The organism is Streptomyces sp. NRRL S-350, from assembly GCF_000719705.1.
Classification (GTDB): Bacteria; Actinomycetota; Actinomycetes; order Streptomycetales; family Streptomycetaceae; genus Kitasatospora.
In genome coordinates, this window is sequence record NZ_JOHO01000012.1 from 68,938 (window position 1) to 91,330 (window position 22,393).

Below are 22,393 nucleotides of genomic sequence, written 5' to 3' on the forward strand. Positions count from 1 at the left end.
TCTACCGAATCGAGGGGAACCGCAATGTCGAACACCACTGTCGCAACCGTCGCCGCTGAGAAGCCGTCGACCTGGCTCGGCCGCCGCCTGGCCGCCGCCCGGGGCCGCGGCGCCGACCGGGGCGCCAGCTCGCTCGAGTTCCTGGGCTACATGGTCCTGGGCCTGCTGCTGGTCGTCGCGGTGTCCGTGGGTGTCCTGGCCGCCGTCAACACCAAGACGACCCAGACCACCACCTGCATCACCACGTCCGACACCACCCAGGCCGGCGGCTGCAAGTAGTACCGGCGCAACACCGGACTGGACCAGGACGAAGACGAGAAGGGGGACACCAGTGCCACGGCCAACGGCCCGGCTCAGCACCCGTCTGCGGGAGCGCCTGCGGGACGACCGGGGGGCTTCCACGATGGAGTTCCTCGGCCTGACGCCGCTGCTGGTCATCCTCATCTTCGCCCTGGTCCAGTTCGGCATGTACTTCTTCGCGCTGCAGGTCACCGACGCCGCGGCCCAGGCCGGCGCCCGCAAGGCCCGGGCCACGGCCGACGGCGACCCGTCCGGGTGGCAGGGGCAGGCCCGGGCCACCACCGAGCAGCGCATCCGCGACCTGGGGCCCGCGCTGGTCGAAGGACCGGACGTGAGCATGGTCGACGAGGGCGACCAGGTGGGCGTCGTCGTCCACGCCGACGTCGTCTCCGTGGTGCCGTTCCTCCACCTGCAGATCACGAGCCGATCCGTCGGACCGGTGGAGAGGTTCATCCCCGATGGCCGCTGACCGAGTGCCCGCTCCCCCGCTCCGCGAGCCTGCGGCCATTGCGGCAGGACGCGGCCTGCGGCGCTGGCGCGGCGATGCCGGGATCTCCGCTCTCGAGCTGGTGATCATCGCTCCCGTCCTGATGCTGCTGATCCTCTTCCTGATCACCTTCGGGCAGATCACCCACGCCCGCTCCACCCTGGACGGCACCGCCCGGGACGCGGCCCGCGCCGGAGCGCTGCAGCGGGACTACCAGTCGGCGGTGAACGCCGCGACCCGCAGCGCCCAGGCCGACGCCGGCCGTACCTGCGCGGACGGCCGGATCAAGGTCAGCGCCGGCGGCAACTTCGAACCGGGAGGGCTGTTCACCATCACCGTGAGCTGCGAGGTCAAGGGCCTGGCGATGCTGGGCTCCACCGTCCGCGACATCAGCGCCACGGCCGCCGCGCCGCTGGACGTCTACCGCCGGGTGGTGCAGTGACCGGCCGCACCCGCTTCGCCGAACGCCTGCGCCGGTTGCGCGAACACAGCGATCGGGGCTCCGGCGCGCTCGCCTTGCTGATGGCCGCCGTCCTGTTCGTGGTCATGGCCGGGTTCATCGTGGACACCGGCCGGGCCATCCACCAGCGCGAGCTCGCGGCCGACGCCGCCGAGCAGGCCGCCCGCTACGCCGCCAACCACATCTCCACCGACGCCCTGCGCAACCAGGGAACCGTCACCGTGGACGCCGCCTCCTGCACTTCCAGCGTCCGGGCCTACGTCCGGGCCACCGGATTCAGCGGCGCCGACGCGGACAGCTCCTGGTGCACCCAGGTCAGCGGAAACACCGTCAGTGTCAGGGTCAGGCTCACCTACACGCCGCTGCTGCTCGCCATGGGCAGCGGCAACGTCACCGTGTGGGGCAACGCCACCGCCCAGGCCGTACAGGAACAATGACCCCTAGCCACAAGGACCACAGGGGACGGGAGATCACCATGACCACCACCATCCGCACGAACCGCCAGCCGCTGCGCACCATCTCGGGCGCAGCGGCCGTCGCGCTGTCCGTCGCCGTCCTGGCCGGCTGTTCCTCCGGCGGGTCGAAGCCCTCCGGTGACATCTCGGGCGTGCAGAACGGCGCCCCGACCACCGCGGAGCCGAGCCCGAGCCCGACGCTCACGCAGGCCGCCGGCGCTCCGGAGATCAAGCTGCCCGCTGACCTGACCGTCGACATCCAGTTCAAGCCCAGCGGTGACGCCACCAAGGACAAGGTCGCCGCCGACCTCGCCTACGCCCTCAAGGCGTTCAACGAGGCCCAGGCGGTCGGCGACATCAACACCCCCGGCATGCTCTACGCCTACACCGGCACCGCCGGTGGCTACATGAAGCAGGCCGTCGACCAGCTCACCTCCCGCGGGCAGACCGTGACCGGCAACGACCGGTACTACGCCCTGACCGTGGAGGTGAAGGAGACGGGCAAGGCCGTCGTGGCGTACTGCGAGGACCAGTCCAAGAGTTACGCGAAGGAGAAGGCCAGCGGGAAGGTCCTGACCACCACGCCGTCCATCAACGACTACACCGACTGGACGATGGGGATGGAGCTCGCGGCCGACAAGGGCGTGTGGCGGGTGGCCTCCCCGGTCGCCGAGAAGGGATCGACACGGTGCCAGAGCGCAGCCTGATCAAGTCCGTCGGGGCCGTCGCCGTCGCGCTCGTCGTGACGGCGACGGCCGCCGGAACCGCGCATGCCGACCGCGGCACCGGCTGGGGCAGCACTCCGTCGGTCGGCGCGATCGAGTCGCACGTCGAGGTCGAGATCAGCGCCTCCGGCACGGACGGCAAGCACTTGACCTCCGTCGGCGCGAATTACGACCCCCCGGCCTGCTGGTACGAGCCGCAGTACACCCCGGAGGAGTTCGACGCCGCCTACCAGCAGCTGCTGGCCGGCCTGTCCGGCGCCATGGGGGCCGATGCGAAGGCCCAGTACGACAAGCTGAAGGCGGATCAGGACTTCCACCGCGGCCAGGACGGCCGCTGGTGGGGGATGGTCAAAACCAAGGCCGCATGGGACCTGCCGGTCACCGCGCCGTGCACCCAGCAGCCGGGCATCGTGTGGGTGCCGACCGGCAACCCGCCAGCAGGGATGCTCGCCGTCACCCCGCAAATGTTGTCGAAGATCGCGTACGGGGCGACGAAGCTGCCCCCGCCGCGCGTCGAGCTGTCCCCGAAGCCCGACATGCAGACCGTCAACCTGCCGACCTTCGTGAAGTTCGATTCGCCGATCCAGCCGGTGTCGGTCACCGCCTCACTCAACTACTCCGGGATCAGCATCGCGGCATCCACCCTCGCGGTACCTGTCAGCCTGCGGATCGACGCTGGCACCAACGACGCCAGCCCCGCCTCCTGCACGTACGACTTCCAGAAGGTCGGCGGCGGCTACCAGGTCGACTCCTCCGGCGCCGCGTGCAACATCACCTACGAACGCTCCAGCCGGGGTTCGACCTACCCGCTCACCGCCCAGGTGACGTGGCGGGTGACCTGGACTCCGTCCACCAACCCGTACGGGGCGCCGGCGAACCCGCTGCCCAACGGGGTGACGGGCGGCGCTCCCCAGAACGTGACCGTGCGGGAGATCCAGACCATCGTCACCGGGTAGGGCCCGGCAGCGACTGCAGTACCGAACGAGGAAGGCCAGATGGCGAAGACAAGGATCGACGCTCCGACGGGTGTCCGCTCGCGCACGGTGGGGGACGTGGCCCGGGCGCTGCTCGCGGGGGTGCTGCTCGCCGCCATCCTGGCCGGCATCCCCTACGCCCTGGTCGTCGGGGTCGGGTGGCCGCTGCCCACGAAGGTGCCGGACTTGGAGGTGCTCACCTCGTCGGTGAGCACCAGCACGATGATCTGCACCCTCGCGGTCATCGTGTGGCTGCTCTGGCTCCAGTTCACGGTCTGCGTGGTGGTGGAGGTCCGCTCGGCCCTGTCCGGGGTGGACCTGCAAGTCCGGCTCCCAGCGGCCGGCGGCAGCCAGGCCCTGGCCCGCAAGCTGGTCACCACCATGCTGCTCGTCGGCGCCGGTGCGCTCACCGTCGGTCAGGCCGCCTCCGCCGCGCCCCTGCCCGCACAGCAGGGCACCGGCCGGGCGGCGGCCGTCGCCGCGGTGGTCCCGGCTTCCGCCCCCGCCGTCCAGCAAGCGGCGCCGAGCGCCGCCCCAGGCCAGTCCGGGCCGGTGTACACGGTGCAGGCCTCCGGCGGCAGCCACCACGAAACGCTGTGGGACATCGCCGCGAAGCACCTGGGCAACGGCAGCCGGTACAGCGAGATCTTCGAGCTCAACAAGGGCCGCCTTCAGCCCGACGGCGGCCGGATGACGGAACCGGGTCTCGTCCGGGCCGGGTGGGAGCTGCTGATGCCCGCCGACGCCACCGGCTTGCCCGGCTCCGTGCCGACCGCGACCGGTTCCGGGACCGGCGCCAGCGGGCAGCACACGGTGACCGTCGCGGAGGGCGACACCCTCTCCGCGATCGCGGAGAAGGAACTCGGCAGTGCGGACGCCTACCCCCAGTTGCTGGAGGCCACCAAGGACACGGTCCAGCCCGGCGGGCGCACCCTGACCGACCCCGACAAGCTCTTCCCGGGCGACGTCATCGTGATCCCCGGGCCCGCCGCGACTGCCTCCGCACCGGTGGCACCGGCCCCGGCCGAGGCGACCCCCGCCCCGGCACCGGCAGCCCCCGCGCCGACCGAGGCGGCCCCCTCCCCCGCTCCGGCGCAGCCCTCCCCCGCCCCGAGCACTCCGGCCCCGGCGGTCACCGAAGCTCCGGCGACCCAAGCCCCGGCCAGTCAGCCCGCCGCGCCGCCGCAGAGCGCCCCGGCTACCGCGGCCACCACCCACGCCCCTGCCACCGCCCCCGCGGAGCACGGCGAGAGCCAGGCGCCGTTCTCCGTCCAGCAGGGCGTCGGCGGAATCGCCGCGCTGCTCGGAGCCGGCGCCCTTGGCGTCCTCGCACTGCGTCGCCGCGCGCAGCAGCGCGAGCGCCGTCCGGGTGAGCAGATCGCGATGCCCGAAGAAACCAGCCAGGCCGAGGTCGTGCTGGACCGCACCTCCTCCCCCGTCCTGGTCGACCTGCTCGACCGCTCGCTGCGCACCCTGGCCCATCAGCACCCGCAGGAGCTGCCGCAGATCGTCGGCGCAAGGGTGCAGCAGGACCGGGTGGAGATCCTCGTCGAAGACGCCGACGCCGAGGCGCTGGCCCCGTTCACCGATCGGCCCGGCGGCTGGTGGGGCGTGCGCGGCGACCGCGCCGCCCTGCTGGACGCCGACCAGGCGCGTACCGTCCCGGCCCCGTACCCGTGCCTCGCCACGATCGGCACCGCCGGGGACGGCGCGCTGCTGCTGTCCAACCTGACCCACGGCCGTGTGCTGCTCCTGGACGGCGACGAGCGGAACGTCCGCGAGGTTGCCCGCGGCATCGCGATGGAGGCCGGCACCGCGCTGTGGGCCGACCACATCGAGATCATGACCGTGGGGTTCGGGCACGAGCTGCAGCAGCTCCTGCCCCAGTGCCGGATCATGTCGGTGCCTCAGCTGGCCACCGCCACCGCCGACTTGGCCCGGGTACTCATCGAGGTGCACCAGGCCGAACACGAGGACGGGGACGACCCGCAACCCTGGATGGTGGTCTGCCCCACCGCCCCGGCCACCGACGAGCTGTACGCCTTCGCCGACGTGCTGGGCAAGGTACCCGCCGGTGTGCAGGTCGCGGTCGTGATGGCCGCCGCCGGTGGCGCCCGCGAGCTGTTCCCGGACGCCGAGGTCCTGGACACCGACCTGGTGGCCGAGGCCCAGATGCTGGAGTCCCTCGACGCCGAGGTCGTACTCCAGCGCGTCACCGACGACGCCTACCGGCAGCTGACCGCTGCGATGGCCACCACCACCGAGCCCGCCGTCCCGGCCGAGGGCGCCTGGGCCCAGGTGCCCGACCCCGATCGCAACGTGTTCGGCCCCTCCGCCCTGTCCCTGCAGAAGAACCGCGGCGGCGCCAAGGGCCACCTGTCCCTCCTCGCTGCCCCCGCCGGGAGCGAGCAGCTGGACGGCACGGCCGAGGTCGACGAGAAGGAAGAGGAGAAGACGCTGCCTGTCGAGTCCAGTGAAGCCCCGGCGCGTGCTGACGCCGAGGACCACCAGGAGAACGCGGAGGAGCAGGAGCAGCTCCCCGCCGAGGACACCGCCGAGGCCGCCGCGTCCGAGGCTCAGGAGGCTCTGCAGGAGCTGCGCCCTTCGAAGCCGCAGCCGCGGGTCAGCGTGGTCCGCGAAGGCGACGCCCCCGCCACGGCCGAGGGGGCAGCTCCCCAGGTGCAGGTGCTCGGACCACTGCGCATCACCGGGATCGGCGATGCCCCGATCCCGCCGACCCTGGTCCTGCTCGCGGCCTTGTTGATCTTCAAGTCGGACCGCGACTACGGGTCGATCGCCAACCACATGGACCCGGTGTCGCCGTGGACGACGTCGACGATGGACACCTACATGTCGCGCCTGCGCCGGCGGCTCGGGGTCGACTCCGCCGGAGAGCCGTACCTGCGGCCCAAGCCGAAGGGCGTCGACCAGTACGTCCTGTCGGAGGAGGTGTCCTGCGACTACGCCAACTTTCTGCACCTGGCGCAGCGCGGCCTGCCGCACGGGTCCGCCGGGGTCCTCGACCTGGAGGCCGCGCTTTCCCTGGTCCGCGGCCGGCCGTTCGGCGGCGGCGGGGCCCACACCTGGGCCGCACCGCTCGTGCAGACGATGATCGGCAAGATCGTGGACGTCGCGCACACCGTCGCGACGCTCCGCATCCAGGACGAGGTCTTGGACATCGACGCCGCCCGCAACGCCGTCGCGGTCGGCCTTGACGTCGAGCCGACCGCCGAGGTCCTCTACCGGGACTGGATGCGCGTCGAGCACCGGGCGGGCAACCCCGCCGGGGTGCGGGAGGTCGTCGCTCAGGTCCGCCAGATGGCCACCGTCTGGGGCTTCGACGGCATGCTCCAGGATGAGACCGAACAGCTGATCCAGCGGCTCACCGCCGGCCGCGGCGCGAGCGCCCAGCTGCGCTGAATCCCTAGGAGGGCCCGGCCGGGATCCCACCGGCCGGGCCTTCTTGTCCCCGAACCAGAGCGAACGAAGGCCTACCGATGCCCCACTCCCCCGCCCTTCTGGCCGTCGCCGCCGCGCTGGGCCTGGCGGTCGGTGCCCTTGCGGTGAGGCCGCTCGTCTTCGCCTTCTCCGTCGAGGACGGTTGGCGCCGCTCCTGCCCGCACTGCGAGCACGCGGTGCTCGGCGTCGGCTGGACCGCCTACGCCGAACTAGTGCGCCGCCGCTGCCACAATTGCTCCCCCGTCGCCGCGGTCCCGTTGACCGCAGGCCGAGGCGGAACCGGCAGCGAGCCAGTCCAACCGGTACGGATCGGCCCTGCCGCGCTGCTTCCGGAGGTGCTCACCGCCGCCGCGGTCTGGGGCATCGTCGCGGCCGGAGCGAGCGGCTGGCTCCTCGCTGCGCAGCTGTGGGTGGCCGTGCTCGGCAGCGCGATGGTGTTGATCGACCTGCGGGTGCAGCGGCTGCCGAACCTCCTCACCGGCTTGACCGCCGCCGGCATCGCGCTGCTCCTCGTTGGGCAGGCCCTCACCGGCTCCGGGTGGCAGGTGCTGCTGCGTCCCGCCATCGCCGTCGGGCTGGTCGGCGGGGTGTTGTTCCTGGCCGCGCTCTACGAGCTGCTGGGGCTGGGGGATGTGAAGCTCGCGCCCAGCCTGGCGGCGCTGCTGGCGGCGCAGGGCTGGGCGACGCTGTACTGGGGCGTTCTCGCGCAGTTCGTGTTCGGGTTCCTGCAGGGCTTGGTGCAGGCGGCTCGCGCTGGCGGCCGTGTCGAGCCTTTCTTCGGTCCTGGCCTCATCGTCGGCGCGCTGGTGGTTTCGGCGATCGCGGGCTGACGCTCCGGCCGGTCAGTACAGGGTCTGCTCGGGGTAGCCGCGGGGGGCCTCCGGGAAGGTACGCAGGCCGTACCGCTCCGCCTGGACAATCAGGTCGCCCAGTTGCTCGGGCGGTCCCACCCCCATGGCGGCGAGGTCTTCGCCGGGCTCGCCGAAGAAGGCGATGCACCGGGCGGTAGGGTCTTCCGCCCACCGGGAGGTGTGCCGCACCCCGTCGAAGTAGAGGTTCATCGCCGCGCCCCACGGCTGGGTGACCGGGCGGTGCGGGGAGGTCTGGATCCGGAGGCAGAGCTCCTCCCCCAGCAGCTCCACGGCCTTGGGGGCGGTGAGGTCTGCGACCTGGCGGCGTACGGTCGGCCAGATCCTGGAGACCCGGTACTCGGCGTTCAGCTCCTCCGCGCCCGTCTCCCGGTCCCCCCACACTTCCACTACGGCGATCACGGCCTCGTGCGCCGTGCAGCACGTCCCGTAAACCGGCGTCCAGCCGGGCGGAGGGTGGAAGCGCCCGGTCCCTCTCGAGTTGAAGTACGGCGGCTTGTCCCCTTGCAGGTGGCAGCGGAACAGGGTGGTCGTCTCGTCCGCGGTGAATCGTGGCAGGGCCTCGACGAGACCGGGGGAGTCGGGGCGGCGCTCTGAGGAGGGGTTGGTGCCGTTCACTGCCCCCACCTCTCGGAGGCTTCCATGACCAGCTCCATCAGGGCCTCTTCCTTCCCCTCGGTCAGCAGGTCGGCCGGCGAGTAGGCCCGCTCCGGCTTGACGGGGGTGTTCATCCAGGCCGCGAGGGTCAGGTCGTTCCGGACGTCGAACCGCTCGAAGGCGCGGAGGATGTAGCCGACGAGGGGGTGCACGCCGTCCTCGGTGAACTGCCACGCCGGGTAGAGCGCGGTGTGGGCGGGTCCCTGAAGGGCGATGAGCTCACCGCCCTTCGCCAGAGCAGCGGGAGCTCCTCCTCCGAGGATCTTCTCGGCCTCCGCCTCCCGGAGACACGGGCCGACACCCTTCTTCCACGCCGCCGGAGCAAGGGCGACATGGGCGGCTCGCCAGCCCATCCGCCACGCATCATGCACCGGCACGGCCTTGGGGACACCGATTCCGTCGAGCAGGGCGGCCTCGTAGCCGAGCCGGAGCAGTTCCCGGGCCTTCCCGGTCCCCTCCAGGCGGGCCTCCGCCGCGGCGCTAAGGCTGGCGACGTGCTCGACGTCAGGTAGCGGATCCCACGTCTGCCCGTCCGGCAGGGCGCTGCGGTAGCCGATGACGAACGGGTCGTGCCGCTCCGTCTCGTCCAGGAGATCCAGGAGTCCTTCGAGGCCTCGCTCGAACCCGGCGGCCATGCTCCCGATGGTGAGAGAGTCCTGCTCCATGCCTTCAGCCTGCGCCTGCCCATCTGGAGCGGCAACCGTCCCGCCCGACGCTTCCGTCCGGCTTGGACGAGCTGGAGCTGGCCGGACCTGGGCGGACGGCGCTCGCCTATCGGGCTGCCGTTGCGGGTCAGCAAGGAGGCCCGGCACTTTCGGGTGCCGGGCCTTCGCCGTGTCGCTGTCGGGTCAGCGACCGGCGCCTTCCAGTTCCAGCTGCGGCTGGTCCGCGAGCGGGAACATCTTCTTCAGATCGCCGTAGTACCGCTCGACACTGCGCTTACTGACGGGGCGGTCCGCTCCCCGGGCCCGTACGCGCTCCTTCTCCGGCAGGTTGTAGAGGTACTCGGCAAGCTCCTCCTCCGACGGGTATCGCTCGTACCGCTCCACCCAGGCGCTGAAGGCAGTGATCCAGACCTCCGGGATCACGACCTTCGGCGCGTCGTCGTCCTGCACGGGGGAGGTGTTCCCGCGCGATCCGACGACGCTCAGCGAGTCGGCCGAGCTGCGGGTGACTCGCTGATACGCGGCTGCTGCGCGCACCGGCTCCGGGGTGCGCTGTCCCGCAAGCGCGGTGCGGGTGTCCAGCTCGTCCGGGGCCGCGTACGCAAAGGCAGATGCCAGCTGATCGTCGGAGCCCGCACGATCACCAGTCTCACCGCCACGTCCCGCAAAGGTCCCCGCAAGGCTGCTGACCTGGGAATACGCATAGGCATCTTGCGGATCGGCCACCAGCTCCGGCCCGCTCGCATCCGCACCCGCAAGGCCCGCAAGGTCGGCTCCCGCATACGCAAGGTGATCGTTTGCGGGTTGAGCCGCAAGCTCCGGGGCAGCAGGCGCTTCCGCAACCGCGGGCTTCTCGGGAACCGCTGACGTCAGCTCAGCCGAGCCGCTGGGCGGTATCTCCCCCTCCACTCCGGTCAGCTCCCGGCGCTGCCCGGCGTTCGCGGATCGCGTTCGGGGAACGGCCGTCACCGTGAGCTCCGACTGGTCCACATCGAGGGCTGTACGCCGAGAGGCGAAGATCCGATCCAGCGGGGTGCTGTCGACGCCCGCCGCCGCGAGGCCCGCCGTGTAAGTCAGCTCGATCGGCACTCCCATCGCGGCCAGCTCGAGAGGCAGGGTGGCGGCTGCGGGAAGACCCCCGCCCGGGCTGACCGGGGCGTCCTTCAGCAGGACCTTGTAGGCGAGAATCGCCTGCTTGCGCAGCAGCGCGTCGTCGACCCGGGTCACCTCCCAGAGGTACATGTCCCGCCAGATTGTCCAGGTCTGCCGCGGTGCCAGGAACCAGCGCAGCGTGCGCAGCTTCTCCATCGCGCGGTCCGAGTCGAGCTTCGCGATCCGGGCGACCGCGTGCCTGCCGGCTTCGCTGACAACGATGAAGGTCACCGGGATGACCGCGTGCATCCCGACACCGATCGGATCGGGCCAGGACGCGGAGGCGTTGAAGGCGATCGTCGCGGCGGTGAAGAGCCACGCGGTCGGCCGCAGTGGGGCGAACGGGATGCGCAGCCAGGCCAGGACCAGGTCCAGGGTGAGCAGGACGATGATGCCCACGTCCACACCGATGGGGAAGACCTTGGAGTAGTCGCCCATCCCCTTCTGGAAGGCGACGTCGCGGACGGCGAGGTAGCTGCCGCCAAGGCCGATCAGGGCGATGAGGATGGCGCCGATCGCCACGATGACGATCAGCATCCAGTGGATTCTGGTCAGGACCGGTCGTGCCACGGCTCCCCCTTGCTCAGGTACTCAGGGGGTCACTTTTTCATGTGGGTCGGACGGGATGCACGGGACATACCTGGTCAGCGACTGTGAAGCCCCCCAGGCGGGCCATTTCGATACTCAGTGGCACGGCTCGGCGACGGAGTGTGCAGCTGATATCCGGTTGGCCAGATGTTGACTGCCGTCTGGTTTCGTCGACGAAACTGCCGTGCTCCGGAGCTCTGGTCTCAAGCGGCTGACCAAGCCAGGACGAAGCCGCTCGGCGCCGGTCGCGAGTTTCGTCGACGAAACCGGATCGCCCCAAGCATGCTGTGGGCGGGCCGCAATGGTTCTACGGCCCGCCCACGAAGACGGGTCAGCGCTTGAGCAGGGGCTCCAGGACGTCCACGACGGCCATGAACTCCTGAACGGGCCTGTCCGCCTCGGAGTCACAGTAGAAGCGGACAGGCTCCTGGTAGCGGACGCTCTCGCCGATCAGCACCGACTCGGAGATCGTCGGCAGGGTCCGCTCACCGTAGAAGCTCTGGATGTCCTCGACCATCTCGCCGAAGTGCAAGCCGCGGTTCTTCGGCTGGGTGCCATTGATCAGGACGTAGCGCAGGTCGGCGCAACCCTCGGAGAACTCGTACCGCTCCTCGGCCTTCTTCATGAACTCCGTGAGGCTGTGGAGGGTGTCGTCGTCCTTGGTGTCTGGCTTGACGCAGCCGATGATGAAGTCGCAGGCCGCGAGTTCCGAATACTCCAAGATGTCGAAGGTGCCGCGGAAGTCGACGCACACGACGTCGACCTCATCCTCCGGCAGTTCCTTGATCGAGCTCCTGAGCCACATCTCCCCCCTGCCGTTGCGCGGGTTCGTGATGTCGTTGCTGGCATCGACCATCGAGCGGGACCCGAGGACGAGACGAAGGTTGGGGATCTCCTCGAAGCACTCGTCGCCGTCGTCCTCCAGGAAGTCCCACTCCTGGAACGGGACCGATCGACGGCGGGCCGGCACCGTGGCGTCGAGCAACGTCGCCCGGCGGTGGAGGACGTCGTAGATGCTGGTCATCTGGTCCAGGCGAGCGTTCATCGCCTTGAGCCGCTTCGGGTTGTGCTTCTTGTTGGTGACGCCGTAGCCCAGGTAGCAGCTGGCTGCCATGGTCTGGTCGCCGTCGACGACCAAAGTCTTCCAGCCGCGGTGGGCCAGCTCCACGGCGGAGTTGACGGTGTCATTCGTCTTGCGGGTCCCACCGCCTTCGTTGGCGAAGCCGATCACTAGGGGACCGGTGGGGTATCGGCGCTTAAACATCAGTCCTGCATCTCCAGACTCATCCCTGTTCCGCCACGGAGACCGCCATCAGCAGGTCGTTCTCGTCGGCGGTGAGTTCGTAGCCGTGGCGGGTCAGGCCACGGAGGTAGGTGGGGTCGTAGCCGCCGGATCGGCGGGAGAGGCGAAGCTCAGCGTCCGCGATCGCAAGCGCCTCCGCACGGCGGGCAAGTTCTTCGTGGGCCGTGGGCGGGACGTCCAGCCCGCTGGCGTCGAGCAGCCTCTGCGCGAGTGCGTGGACCTCCGCCGGGGCATTGTTGATCAATGCGATGAAGACTGGTTCGGCGATCTCCGCCAGGTCGCGGCGGGAAGCCAGAAGCTCCGTCGCAGCCTTCAACCTTGCGTGCTCGTTGTCGTCCGCTTCGAGGTCTTCACCGGAGCGCGGGTTGGGCGACCCGGCTGCACCGGTACCCGTGCTCCCGCCACCGTCGGCGGGCTGCGAAGGGATACGGCTGGTGGGCTTGGGGGCGGGATCGCCTGCCTGGTCCGTGTTGGACCGAGACTCGGCGGTGACGGGGCGCAGTGGCGGCTGGGGGCTCCGGTCCTCCGCCTTCGCTTCGAGCTCAGGCTCAGCTGCGGGAGGAGCTGGCTTGGGAAAGTCCAGCTCGATCAGAGCCTTCGCGGTCAGGCTCTGGCTGAGCATCCGCTCGTACGCAGCCTCCATGCCGTCAGGGCCGTACTTGGTGAGCAGCAGGTAGGCGGGGTCGACGCCGAGCTCTCGGCGACCGATGGCGATCCGGACGCTGCCAGCGGGAACCTCGTTGTAGAGGCGGATCTTCTTCGAGATCGCGGCCTCGCTGAGACCCTTGTTCCGTCGGCCCAGCTTGGTCTGGATCTGTTCGGCGGTGAGCCCGCGGTTCTTGAAGCGCTGGAGGAGCTGGCCCTCCTGCAACGGGTGAAGCCCCGCGCGGAGCTGGTTCTCGGACCAGATCAGCTCGTCCATGTTGTTGATCTGGTCGTCGCGCAGCACCATCGGCAGAACGGTGAGGCCGTTGGCGACTGCAGCCCGGTACCGGCGTTCGCCGGCACCGATGACCCAGTAGGTGTGCTCCGGCAGGCTCTGCGCCTCGGTGGGGTACCTCTCGGCGTAGACGGCGAACGAGATCACGGTGGGGTCCTGCTGGACGCCGATGGAGTCGACGTTGTCCTTGAGGTCCTCGAATGCGTCGTCTTCCCACTCCCAGTCCTCGCGGATGTTGAGCGGGTTGGGGGCGACATGCTCCAGAGGGGCCTTGAAGCGCTGGCCCTGTGCCACGCGCCGGGGCGCGCTGCTATCGGTCTGGTCGTCGGTGCGGGTGTCCGGCACGGCCGGTTCGGGAGAAGGCGGGGGCGTCTCGCCCGACTCCTGTCCGTCCGGGGAGGGGGACGGCGTGGTCTCCGCCGGCGGGTTCCCCTTGTTGTCGTTCCGTCCGGAACCCCGGTTGGTTCGCCGTGACACTGAAATTGACTCCTGGCGCTGGGTGACTCGGATCAGGAGAACCCTAACCGGCGCCCTGGGAGCAGTCTGTGGGCGGCGCGGCCCGTGCTTCGCCACGGTAGCGGTTTCCCTTCTTGCAGCGCCGCGGATCGGGGGAAGTCGGCGCAGCCGCATCGGGGTGTTGGTGGCTTTCGTCGACGAAATCCGACGGCCAGGCGAACGAGCCGATTCTGCGGGGGGAGGCGGCTTGTCCGTCCCGTGGCCGGTTTCGTCAACGAAAGCCTGGAGGAGGGGCAGTCGTGGATGGCCCTTGCTCTCCAACTTGGCGCCAGCTGCACCACGGCTGTACCGGCGAGCCTCTGGATGCTCCAGGACCGTCGCGTTGGGACCTATGCCGGGACTCAGTTCCTCCTACCGGAGTACCCGCAGATCTTCGGTGCCCTTGACGGGACCGCTGCCAAGTCCCTCGCAGCCCAATCCGGGAAGGAGACATGCACTTTCCCTCCCCCTTGCTGAGCAGGGGCGGCAAGATCGGGGGATGGCTGATGACGATCTTCCTCTCACCCGGCCGGGTGCGCACGGCTCGGAGCCGGCGGCGCTCTCCTTCGGGGGGCAGCGGGAGCGCACCGTGGACGAGCACATGTTCCGCCCCTTCGAGGATCGGCCCGGGTGGTCCTTCCGGCTGCAGCTGTTCACTGCCGCAGGCCAGCGGCCAGTAGTGGTGGTGACGCAGACCCTCACCGAGGGGATGACGCTGACGACCGGCGCGGAGCAGTACGCCGAGGCGGTGTGGGAGCAGCTGTGCCCGGGGGAGGTGCTGCCGCCGTTGTGGGTGCAGCGGCAGCTGCTCGGTGATGAGCTCGACTGGGTGCAGTCGGAGTTCGAGCTGGTGGAGTTCGCCGAGGCCGAGCAGTACCGGCTGCGCCAGCCGCAGTGGTGGCCGGTCACCTTCGAGCAGGTGGCATGGCTGGTCGGGGGCCCGGTCGACGGTGAGCGGGGCGAGGGGTACGTCCCGCGCGAGCCGGAGCCGGAGCCGGAGCTGCGCTTCGAGGTACTGGAGGTCTCCCGGCTCGGTGAGCCGCACCCGTTCCGCGCACCAGAGTGCATGCCCGACGGGTCCTCGCCGCCGATCCCGTTCTGGCGCCGTCTCGCGCGGTCGCTCGGGGGCCGGGGCTGCTGCTGGTACCACCAGGGGGACTGGCGGAAGGTCAACGAGTTCGCGGTCGCGGTCCTCGCCGAGGGCGTCATGGCCGGTGTCGAAGCCAGGGGCATGGCGGGTTTCGCAGTTCGGCGAGCTGTCGATGCCGGTATGGATCGCTGGCAGCGTCAGGCGCTGGGCTCGCTGTTCGGGCTGGACTCGGCGATCACGCCGGACGGTGTCGGCGGCTTCGTCAACGGCCAGCACCGGGCCCAGGCCATGCTTGACGCGGGGGTACACCGGACGGTCGTGTTGAAGAGCGTGTGGCCGGAGAAGTAGCCGCCGGGACGACCGGGGGGACAGGACCCGGCCGCCAGGGGCGCGGCGCCCCGCTACGGGCGAGGCCTGCGCCACGGCTGCCGGGAGCGGAGAGAACCGGTCAGAGATCGGGGCGCGGCGGGTCTTCGGGAACGATGGCGGCGATGCGTACCGTCGGCGGCCACGGCGGGGCGGGGGAGTAGGCGTGCACGACGTTGACGGCCGGGCGGCCGGACGCCGGGTCGGCCTCGATTCGGGTGGAGTACAGCTCGACCTGGTGGCCGCCTTCGGTGACCGTGCGGATCAGTCGGCCCAGGCGCGGCTGGTGCTCCAGCTCGCGGCGCAGAAGTTCCAGGACTGCGTCGGCACCGAGTTCCTTGGCGCGCTGGGCGGCTCGGTCGGTGATGGCGGCGATCACCTCGCCACCGGGCTGGTGGGGGTGGCTCACTCTGCGCCCTGCCGGGCCAGTAGCTCGGATACGACCTCATCGGCGGCGGTGGTGGTCTCGGGGTCGGCTGCCAGGTGCACCCGGCCCCGGTATGCGGCGAGGATCTCCGCGACGGTGACCAGGTCGACGACGGTGCCCAGCTCGTGGACCTCGGCGACCTGGTCGACCGGCACCCGGCGCAGCAGCTGTTCGGCGAGCTCGGCGTCGAGCCTCTCGGCGTCGCCGGGGAAGCCGTGGCCGGCCCGGAGCGCGGCGCGCAGTTCCTGGACGGTGTCCATCGGCGGCAGCCCGAAGCGGCCACCCCCGTGGTGTTCGGCGTGCTGGGCGCTCATCCCCCACCACCCTCTCCCTGTCGGCTTGCCCGGCGCTGGGCCGGGCCTGTTCTGACGACGGTAGCCGCTCCGGGTGGGAGGGGGGACCGTACCTGGGATCTGGTTGCCGCTGGGCCCGGTGGCGGCAGCACGGGCAGCAGCGGCGAGGGAGTGGTCAGTCGGTGCTCGCCCGGGGGAGGCGGATCCCACCCGGCTGGCCGGCGTGATCGCGCAGTTGGCACTCCGAGAAGATCAGGGCTTCTGTGCGGGGGTGGTGTCGGCGGCTCCTCCGGGGCCGAGTCGACGCCGGGTTTCGGTGGCCTGGTTCGGGTCGGGGTCGCGGACGGGGGCCGGTTCCAGAAACGGGGCTCGTTCGACTGCGAGCAGCCGTGCCCGGCTGTCCTGCTGGGGGGTGGGGGTGGCTGGCTCGGAGAACGGCTGCCAGAGGGGCCGTCGGGAGGGCAGGTTCATGATCGCCAGTGTGCCATTCGGACAGGATGATGCGGGGGTGGGCCCAGCAGCCGTGCTCAGCGACCGAAGCGACCGGCAGTCGGAACAGCGCGCGCGGTCTGTCCGCTGGCGTCGAGATCAGTGATCGTGCCAGCGGGCGTGGCGGCCGAGCTTCGGGGCCGGTCGGTGCTGGGGGTGCGGACGCCTTTGAGGAAGCGGCTCAGGCCGGCTTCGCTGATGCCAATGGCGGGGGCGAGGACGTGTTGGGTGAGGCCTTCGTGGAGGAGGGAGCGAACCAGTTCGAGAAGGGCCGTGCCGGTCAGGGTACGCAGCCGGTGCAGTTCGCCCTCGGTGAGGGAGCGGCGCTGGGAGGCGAGGGTGGTGGCTTGGGAGCGTCGGGCCTTGGCCGATGCAGCGCTCAGGCACTGGGGTGAGCCGCAGGTCCTGCGGGTGTGTCCGCCGGGGAGTGGGCACCAGGTGGCGTGGCAGTAGGGGCAGGTGCGGACGCGGCCACGGCGGGCTGCTCGTCCGTTGGCGACGGCTTGGCGGGAGCGTTCGGCGATGGTGGCGGGTGCGATGGTGACGAGGTCGCGGGCAGCGGCGGCGGCCGCGGGGTCGCGGGCGTCTTCGAACCGCTGCCAGCCGGCCGAGCCGATGCGGGCCTTGGCGTTGGCGGAGGCGACTTCGCTGATTTCGCGGGAGACCAGCCCGAGGCCGCGGGGGAGTCCGTGGTCACGGCGGTAGTCGGCAGCGGTGGTGCCATGCACGACCTGGAGGTGGTAGCCGAGAGCGCGTAGGCGCCGGCCGCACTCGTGGCACAGGACGGTTGTCCCGTCGTCGTCCAGAACCCCGTACTCTCCGAACCCGTCGCGTGTCCCGATGCGGGCGATGTTGGGGTCCACGAGCGGCTTGCCGGCGGCCCGGCGCTTGTAGCAGCGCAGGCACAGCCCCTTGGCGACGGCAGTGCGTTGGAGGCAGCCTGTGCAGGTCGGCCGGGCTGCGGGAGTGACCATGCTTTGACGGTAGAGGTCGGGTCTGACAGCCGCCATCCCTTCGGCGAGCGCCTGTGGGGCTCGTGGGAAGCGGGCCGCCAAGGCCAGGCGCCCACGGTGCCCGTGACTGGTCAGGTCGCTGCTCGTTGTTGCGGTGCCGCGTTCACTCGCCGCGGTGCTGAGCAGGTCTCCGGCGGATGCCGGGTCTGAACCCCTGGGGGGAGCATGGTCATGGAAGGCAAGGGATCGGGTGGTGGCGGGGTGGACTGGCAGGGACTCCTTCGCGGCGCGGGCCGGTGCTGGAAGAAGGTGACCGCTGCGGTGACGCTGGCCAACAAGATCGTCACCAGGACGGACATCGTCGTCCGCGAGCTGGGAAAAGTCGCCGAGCTGGTGCGCAGCTTCGTGGCGCTCTTCGGCGACGGTATGGGCCCTCGTACCGCCTGACTCCGCGCCGCTGGCACGATGGCCGGGTGTCCCAACTTGTTGGGACACCCGGCCGTTCGCCGCGCGACTTCCTGGGGGGCTGCCTCAGTGCCTGATGGTGTGCACGGTGTACACCCCGTCGGGTCGGCAGAGCGTCCACTCCGTGCCGCCGGGAGCGGAGACCAGGAACGGGTCGCGCAGGTCGCCGCACACCCAGAGGGTGCCGATCCCGTCGGTCATCGAATCCCACAGGCCGGTGGGGAGGTTGGCCCGGCCCGAGCGGACGGGAGCGCCGCCGGGCGCCAGCAGGCGAACTCGGCAGGCGGTCGTGCCGGGACGGGCGGTGTGCCGCAGCGACCGAACCTCGTCGGCGGTCAGGGCCTGCACGTGGCACGGCCAGACCTGCCAGGGGTGCTGGCCAAGGAGGGTGCGCTCGACCTGGACACGGGAGCGCCGGTACCAGATCCAGCCGAGGAAAACCGCCAGCGTGCCGAGGCAGATCAGCGCGGCCGAGGCGGCCTGGCTGGCCCACTGCCCGATCAGCACGAGAAGTGCGGACACCGCAGCCAGGCCGCCGGCGGCGTACAGCTGCCTGCGGTCGAACGCCTCCTCCGCGCGGACCCGGGACGCCTTCGCGGTGGCCGGAACGTCCAGGGCCACCCCGGGCAGCACCTGGTAACCGAACAACTGAGCCTCCACCGCTGCTCCTCTCCGTGATGCGGTCGACGTGGTGCTCGCTCGCCGCCCTCCTGGCCCGGGGCGGCGGTGGCTGGTCAGGACTCGGAGATGGTCCTCAGCTGATCGAGGGTCAGCTCCTGGCTCCGCGCGGCGGCGTTGCTCGCGGTGAACTCGAGGAGCCGCTGGCCGGGGTTTCCGCCGCCCGGGTGCAGTGCCGCGGTGTCCTTGCCGTCGGAGTCCACCAGCTGCTGGATGTAGGCCGCGAGCGCCCGGGGGCCGCCACCGCTGTAGCCGACGTTGTACTCGTTGGCGCGGTGCTGGGGAAGGAGGGACAGGACGTCACGGCTGGTCCTGACCCAGAAGGTGCCGCGGTCGATGACCAGCGTGGTGACGCTCTCGCCGTCGCGCAGACTGACGGGGGAGAGAGTCTGGTAGGTCCACCGATCGGTGCTGCCGCCGACGGTGCGGTAGTGCTCGGCGACCACGGGCGTACCGAACTGGGGGTCGGTGAGGGTGCGCCAGCAGGTGCAGCCGGAGCCGCCGACGGCGGAGGAACTCGCGGGGTGCTCATCCGCACAGCCCTGGAACAGTCGCGGCAGCTCCTGGTTGGTGACCAGGAGGGCGTGCAGGGCGTTCGGGGTGGAGCGGAGAAGGCGGTACGCCCACTCCTGCACGTACGGGCTGGTGTGCTCGATGCGGGTCTCGGGGTGCAGGCCGCTGGTCACGACGTCCGAGCCGGGCTCGGTGTAGAGGACGAAGTTCACCCAGGAACGCCCGTCCTCCGGGTCATAAGTGGCCTTGAGGTCGTGCCGGGTGTAGCTGCTCAACTGCGCTCTCTCCCTTGGAGGTTCCCCCGCCGCACAGGCGATGTCACGCTCAGTGTTGCAGGTGCTACCGGGGCGTGTGGGGTCTTCGCCGGGGGCGGCCGGATCGCGTTCGGTCGGCCGATTCCTTGTGCGCCGGCCGGCGGTTCACCGGGTCGGTCCGGGGCTGGAGGCCGCCCAGCACAGGAGTCGGGCGTGGGCGAGGCGGCGGTCCAGCAGGGTCTCGCTGTCGGCGCGGCGGGCGAGGATCTGGTCCAGGTAACCGCTGGAGCCCCGGCCGGTGCGCGGGGAAGGGTTGTCGTCGGAGTACCGCCGGGGCCGCTGCGGGAACCCGGTGAGGCGGGTGAAGTGCTGCTCGGCGAGGGCCCTCGCCCGGTCACGCAGGGCCTCGGCCGTGATCCGGTCGGAGAAGGCGGCCATCTCCTGGTCCTGCCCAGGGTGGCGTGCCGCGTTCATCGCCTCGGCCACCTGGGCGTTGACCCGGTCGACGACGGCCCGGACGTCCTCCCAGGTCTCCAGATCCGCCATCGCGAGGTGGTAGTCGACGACCTCGACGATCACCTCACGGGCAACCCCGAGGCCGACGCCAGCCGCGCAGCGGTCAGCCGGCGCCGGTGAACCGCAGTCCCCGCAGGGCGCGGCCGGGACCGGCAGGCTTCCGGGTACCGGGTCGGCCTCGGGGTTGCCCGGTCGGCCGACAACAGTGGTGGCCGTCGCGGCCGTCGACCGGGCCGGGGTGTCGTCACTGGTCATGAGCACTCCTGGAGGTCTCGGTGGCGGGCCTGCGCGGTGGGCGCGGCGACGTTCGGGCGGGGCTTGCGCAGCGAGCGGACGAACCGCAGCTGCTGCTCCAGCAGTTCGCGGGCGGCGGCCAGCCGGGCGCGTTCCCCGGCCTCGAACGCAGCCTTCTCCGCGTCCGGGCGGGTCCCGTACCGGTGGGCGCGGCGCAGCTCGGCCTCGCTCGCCAGCTCCGCCTCCTCGCAGGCCCCAGCGGAGCGAGCCCAGTGCTCCAGCGCGCGGCGGTGCGCCTGGTCGCGGAAGGTCTCGGCGTTGACCCGGTCGGAGGCCGCGATCATGTCGCGGTCCGCCCCAGGAATCCGGGCCTCAATCAGCTTCGCGGTGATCTCCGCGTTGACCCGGGCGACCACCGCCCGCACGTCGTCCCAGCAGGTCAGGCTGGTCATCGCAAGGTTGAAGTTGACCGTTTCGATCATGGCCGCGCGGGTGCCCCGGCGGCTGTTGCAGCGCAGGCACAGCCCCGCCGACTGCGGGGCCTGGCAGTCCTCGCACGGCACGGCGAGGCGGGCCGTCTCAGCGGCTGCCTCACGGGCCTCGCGCTCGGGACGCTCGGCTTCGTAGCGCAGGCGGCGCAGCTCGGCCTCGCGCTCGGCGGCGGCCAGGGCCTCGGCCCGGCGCATCGCCAAGTTGTGCAGGCGCCGCTCGCGCTCGGCCTGGCGCTCGCAGTCGGTGGCGTCCGGCATCTCCGCCAGAACCTGGCCGGCCACGGCGGCCCGGGTCGTACGCCGGTCCTCCACCCGCAGCTCGCAGGTCACGCAGTCTGCGCCGGAGTCCAGGCGGATACCGTCGTCGCACGCCTCGTGACGGCAGCGCCGACCCTGGGGCAGGCCCCGGCTCAGCATCCACCCCACCGGGTCGTCGACCAGCGCACTACCGCGCTGGCGCTTGAGCCGCCAGGTCAGGCGCTCGGCCAGTGCGGTCGGCGCGTGGTCGGCACCGGTCCAGCCAGCGACGTCCACCAGGGCGGCGCGGACGCGGCTGGCGAGGAACTCACGGGTGGAGGTGCTGGTCACGCGCCGCAGCAGATCCTCGACGGGCTGGAGAGCGACCCGCAGGTCCTCGTCCAGGCCGATGTCCCAGCGCAACAGCCGGACCGCGGACTGCTGGCCGGGCCGGATACCCGTCTTCGTTCCCGTGCCGACTCGAGATCCTGGCTTGTCCCCGCGAAGCGGGCGGCCGAAGACATCCACCGGGCCGCGCCCGGCGGGCACGTCCTCGCGCGCGGGCGCGTCGCGCGTCACCAACGTGTCCGCTACGCGGGAAAAGCAACCATCTACGGCGCTCAGCTTGTTGAAGTGGGCTTGTTGTAGGTGGCCTGTTTGTGGAGCCGCAACAAGGGGGGCTTGCGGAAGCGAGACCAGGGGGGTTCCCGGAGCCGCAACAAGGGGGGTCGGCAGCTCCTCGGAGCCCTCCCCGAACAGCGCCAGCTGGCCCTCGCAGACCACATTGGCCGGGTCGGCGACGTCGTCCTCCAGACCGGGCACGCCTTCGGGCCGGGCCGACTGCCGGGGCTGCGCGAACAGGCCGAGCTGCACCGCCGCACCGGCCACCGGGGCCGGGTGCACGTCGTACTTCGGGGCCCGGCCCACCGGGGCGTCACGGGACACCCAGCCGTCGGCCACCAGGTCCCGGGCAATCGTCCGGCACGCCTCCGCGGTCATCCCGCAGGCCTGCGCCAGCACCGATGCCGAGGCGCTCAGCCCCAGGTCAGAGCGCAGCGAGATCGCCGCGTACACCTTGAACCGGTAGCCCGACAGGGAGTTACGGGCGAGCGAGGAGACGGTCACTGCGAGCTCGTCCTCACCGACCGGCCGGACCCGCCGACCGAGCGTCCCGTTGGGGGAGGGCTGGTCCGCCAGCACCAGGACGCCCTCCACCTCCCGGAGCATCGCCGCCACGGTCTTCTCATGCAGCCCCAGGGCGCCGGCGAGGGTCGAGTTCGACGCCCAGCACGAGCCGCTGCGCCGGGCGTAGTCGGCGACGGTGGTGACGGTGCGGATCGTGTCGCCGGTGTACCGGGCCAGCCAGGCGGCCGGGAACCGGCACCAGAACGCGCGCTCGGAGTCCATCGGCGCACCGTCCGGCTCGGTGTGGGCAGGGGCGGCCAGCTTCGGGCGCTGGCGGGGCAGCACCCCGGACCTGCTGGTCCTGGGTGCCGGGATCGCGGTCACCGGCTGTCCCCAGAGCCAAATGCGCAGCGCGCAGTCTCGATTGACGACCCGTCACAGAGACGGCGATCGTCTGAAAATGGGCGGTTTCGACGGCGCGCGGGTACGGCGAAGTGGAAAACGGCAGCACGATGCTGCATCATGACCTCGTCCTCGAGAACTTGGCGAGGGCACGCAGAGGGCCCCCGCTGGGGTCGGCTGCGGTTCTGCGGAGAACCGAGAAGTACGAGTCGACAGGCCCGGCAAGGCGGTCACTCGCGAGGAAGAATCTGGGTGCTTCCCCGGGCGGCAATCCCGGTCGGCACCCGGGCGGCCCTTACCGCACAACCCTCCCGGCAAGGAGAGTCAGCGG

At 71.1% G+C, this 22,393-nt stretch carries 23 protein-coding genes; 10 read left to right on the forward strand and 13 right to left on the reverse strand.

Annotated elements, in window-relative coordinates:
* The first annotated feature begins 24 nt into the window (after window positions 1-24).
* The 8 genes from IF30_RS0114475 to IF30_RS45185 all read left to right on the forward strand — a co-directional run bounded on the left by IF30_RS0114475 (window position 25) and on the right by IF30_RS45185 (window position 7,690).
* Window positions 25-279, forward strand: coding sequence for a hypothetical protein (locus IF30_RS0114475; protein ID WP_030237284.1), 255 nt, complete (start codon window positions 25-27; stop codon window positions 277-279).
* A 52-nt stretch (window positions 280-331) separates the two neighbouring features.
* Window positions 332-769, forward strand: coding sequence for a TadE family protein (locus tag IF30_RS0114480; RefSeq protein ID WP_037899993.1), 438 nt, complete (start codon window positions 332-334; stop codon window positions 767-769).
* On the forward strand, window positions 759-1,229 hold the full coding sequence (locus tag IF30_RS0114485) for a TadE/TadG family type IV pilus assembly protein (protein ID WP_051710286.1): 471 nt from the start codon (window positions 759-761) through the stop codon (window positions 1,227-1,229). Before IF30_RS0114480 ends, IF30_RS0114485 begins: the two co-directional genes overlap by 11 nt.
* Entirely contained in the window at window positions 1,226-1,684 is a 459-nt protein-coding gene (locus IF30_RS0114490) for a pilus assembly protein TadG-related protein (RefSeq protein WP_030237292.1), read from the forward strand. Before IF30_RS0114485 ends, IF30_RS0114490 begins: the two co-directional genes overlap by 4 nt.
* A gap of 38 nt (window positions 1,685-1,722) precedes the next feature.
* Window positions 1,723-2,409, forward strand: a complete 687-nt coding sequence (locus IF30_RS0114495) for a hypothetical protein (protein ID WP_030237294.1) — start codon at window positions 1,723-1,725, stop codon at window positions 2,407-2,409.
* Window positions 2,391-3,383 carry a hypothetical protein gene (locus IF30_RS0114500; RefSeq protein ID WP_051710289.1) on the forward strand — a complete coding sequence of 331 codons (993 nt, stop codon included), beginning with the start codon at window positions 2,391-2,393 and terminating at the stop codon, window positions 3,381-3,383. The genes IF30_RS0114495 and IF30_RS0114500 overlap by 19 nt, the downstream gene beginning before the upstream one ends.
* Window positions 3,384-3,422: 39 nt before the next feature.
* Window positions 3,423-6,821 (forward strand): LysM peptidoglycan-binding domain-containing protein, encoded by a 3,399-nt coding sequence (locus IF30_RS0114505; protein ID WP_030237298.1) that lies wholly within the window; start codon window positions 3,423-3,425, stop codon window positions 6,819-6,821.
* Between the two features lie 77 nt (window positions 6,822-6,898).
* A complete protein-coding gene (locus IF30_RS45185; protein WP_051710291.1) occupies window positions 6,899-7,690 on the forward strand; it encodes a prepilin peptidase in 792 nt (263 codons plus the stop codon).
* A gap of 12 nt (window positions 7,691-7,702) precedes the next feature.
* On the opposite strand, the gene IF30_RS0114515 is transcribed toward IF30_RS45185, so the two are convergent.
* The 5 genes from IF30_RS0114515 to IF30_RS0114535 form a co-directional block, all read right to left on the reverse strand.
* Window positions 7,703-8,347: a hypothetical protein gene (locus IF30_RS0114515; protein ID WP_158835017.1), complete on the reverse strand. Its 645-nt coding sequence runs from the start codon at window positions 8,345-8,347 to the stop codon at window positions 7,703-7,705.
* Window positions 8,344-9,051, reverse strand: a complete 708-nt coding sequence (locus tag IF30_RS0114520) for a hypothetical protein (protein ID WP_030237304.1) — start codon at window positions 9,049-9,051, stop codon at window positions 8,344-8,346. Before IF30_RS0114520 ends, IF30_RS0114515 begins: the two co-directional genes overlap by 4 nt.
* Window positions 9,052-9,234: 183 nt before the next feature.
* Window positions 9,235-10,740, reverse strand: a complete 1,506-nt coding sequence (locus IF30_RS43555) for a DUF2637 domain-containing protein (protein WP_051710294.1) — start codon at window positions 10,738-10,740, stop codon at window positions 9,235-9,237.
* A 382-nt stretch (window positions 10,741-11,122) separates the two neighbouring features.
* Window positions 11,123-12,055: a ParA family protein gene (locus IF30_RS0114530; protein ID WP_078891385.1), complete on the reverse strand. Its 933-nt coding sequence runs from the start codon at window positions 12,053-12,055 to the stop codon at window positions 11,123-11,125.
* 19 nt (window positions 12,056-12,074) lie between these two features.
* Window positions 12,075-13,379 carry a ParB/RepB/Spo0J family partition protein gene (locus tag IF30_RS0114535; protein WP_030237310.1) on the reverse strand — a complete coding sequence of 435 codons (1,305 nt, stop codon included), beginning with the start codon at window positions 13,377-13,379 and terminating at the stop codon, window positions 12,075-12,077.
* A gap of 649 nt (window positions 13,380-14,028) precedes the next feature.
* On the opposite strand from IF30_RS0114535, the gene IF30_RS0114545 reads away from it, so the two are divergent.
* The gene (locus IF30_RS0114545; RefSeq protein WP_030237315.1) at window positions 14,029-14,967 is read left to right on the forward strand and encodes a hypothetical protein; all 939 of its coding nucleotides are present in this window, start codon (window positions 14,029-14,031) and stop codon (window positions 14,965-14,967) included.
* A gap of 100 nt (window positions 14,968-15,067) precedes the next feature.
* On the opposite strand, the gene IF30_RS0114550 is transcribed toward IF30_RS0114545, so the two are convergent.
* The 4 genes from IF30_RS0114550 to IF30_RS0114560 all read right to left on the reverse strand — a co-directional run bounded on the left by IF30_RS0114550 (window position 15,068) and on the right by IF30_RS0114560 (window position 17,168).
* Entirely contained in the window at window positions 15,068-15,394 is a 327-nt protein-coding gene (locus IF30_RS0114550) for a hypothetical protein (protein ID WP_030237317.1), read from the reverse strand.
* On the reverse strand, window positions 15,391-15,726 hold the full coding sequence (locus tag IF30_RS0114555; RefSeq protein ID WP_030237320.1) for a hypothetical protein: 336 nt from the start codon (window positions 15,724-15,726) through the stop codon (window positions 15,391-15,393). Before IF30_RS0114555 ends, IF30_RS0114550 begins: the two co-directional genes overlap by 4 nt.
* A gap of 231 nt (window positions 15,727-15,957) precedes the next feature.
* Entirely contained in the window at window positions 15,958-16,176 is a 219-nt protein-coding gene (locus IF30_RS47765; RefSeq protein WP_158835020.1) for a hypothetical protein, read from the reverse strand.
* 56 nt (window positions 16,177-16,232) lie between these two features.
* The gene (locus IF30_RS0114560; protein WP_030237323.1) at window positions 16,233-17,168 is read right to left on the reverse strand and encodes a MucR family transcriptional regulator; all 936 of its coding nucleotides are present in this window, start codon (window positions 17,166-17,168) and stop codon (window positions 16,233-16,235) included.
* A gap of 210 nt (window positions 17,169-17,378) precedes the next feature.
* Between IF30_RS0114560 and IF30_RS0114565 the strand changes: the two genes are divergently transcribed.
* Window positions 17,379-17,594 carry a hypothetical protein gene (locus tag IF30_RS0114565; protein WP_158835023.1) on the forward strand — a complete coding sequence of 72 codons (216 nt, stop codon included), beginning with the start codon at window positions 17,379-17,381 and terminating at the stop codon, window positions 17,592-17,594.
* An 84-nt stretch (window positions 17,595-17,678) separates the two neighbouring features.
* On the opposite strand, the gene IF30_RS0114570 is transcribed toward IF30_RS0114565, so the two are convergent.
* From IF30_RS0114570 to IF30_RS43560, 4 genes are all read right to left on the reverse strand, one after another.
* Window positions 17,679-18,272, reverse strand: a complete 594-nt coding sequence (locus IF30_RS0114570) for a hypothetical protein (RefSeq protein ID WP_030237329.1) — start codon at window positions 18,270-18,272, stop codon at window positions 17,679-17,681.
* A gap of 74 nt (window positions 18,273-18,346) precedes the next feature.
* Window positions 18,347-19,078 carry a hypothetical protein gene (locus tag IF30_RS0114575; RefSeq protein ID WP_030237331.1) on the reverse strand — a complete coding sequence of 244 codons (732 nt, stop codon included), beginning with the start codon at window positions 19,076-19,078 and terminating at the stop codon, window positions 18,347-18,349.
* A 144-nt stretch (window positions 19,079-19,222) separates the two neighbouring features.
* Window positions 19,223-19,828 (reverse strand): hypothetical protein, encoded by a 606-nt coding sequence (locus IF30_RS0114580; RefSeq protein WP_030237335.1) that lies wholly within the window; start codon window positions 19,826-19,828, stop codon window positions 19,223-19,225.
* Window positions 19,825-22,044, reverse strand: coding sequence for a hypothetical protein (locus IF30_RS43560; protein ID WP_158835026.1), 2,220 nt, complete (start codon window positions 22,042-22,044; stop codon window positions 19,825-19,827). The genes IF30_RS0114580 and IF30_RS43560 overlap by 4 nt, the downstream gene beginning before the upstream one ends.
* Window positions 22,045-22,393: the final 349 nt, after the last annotated feature.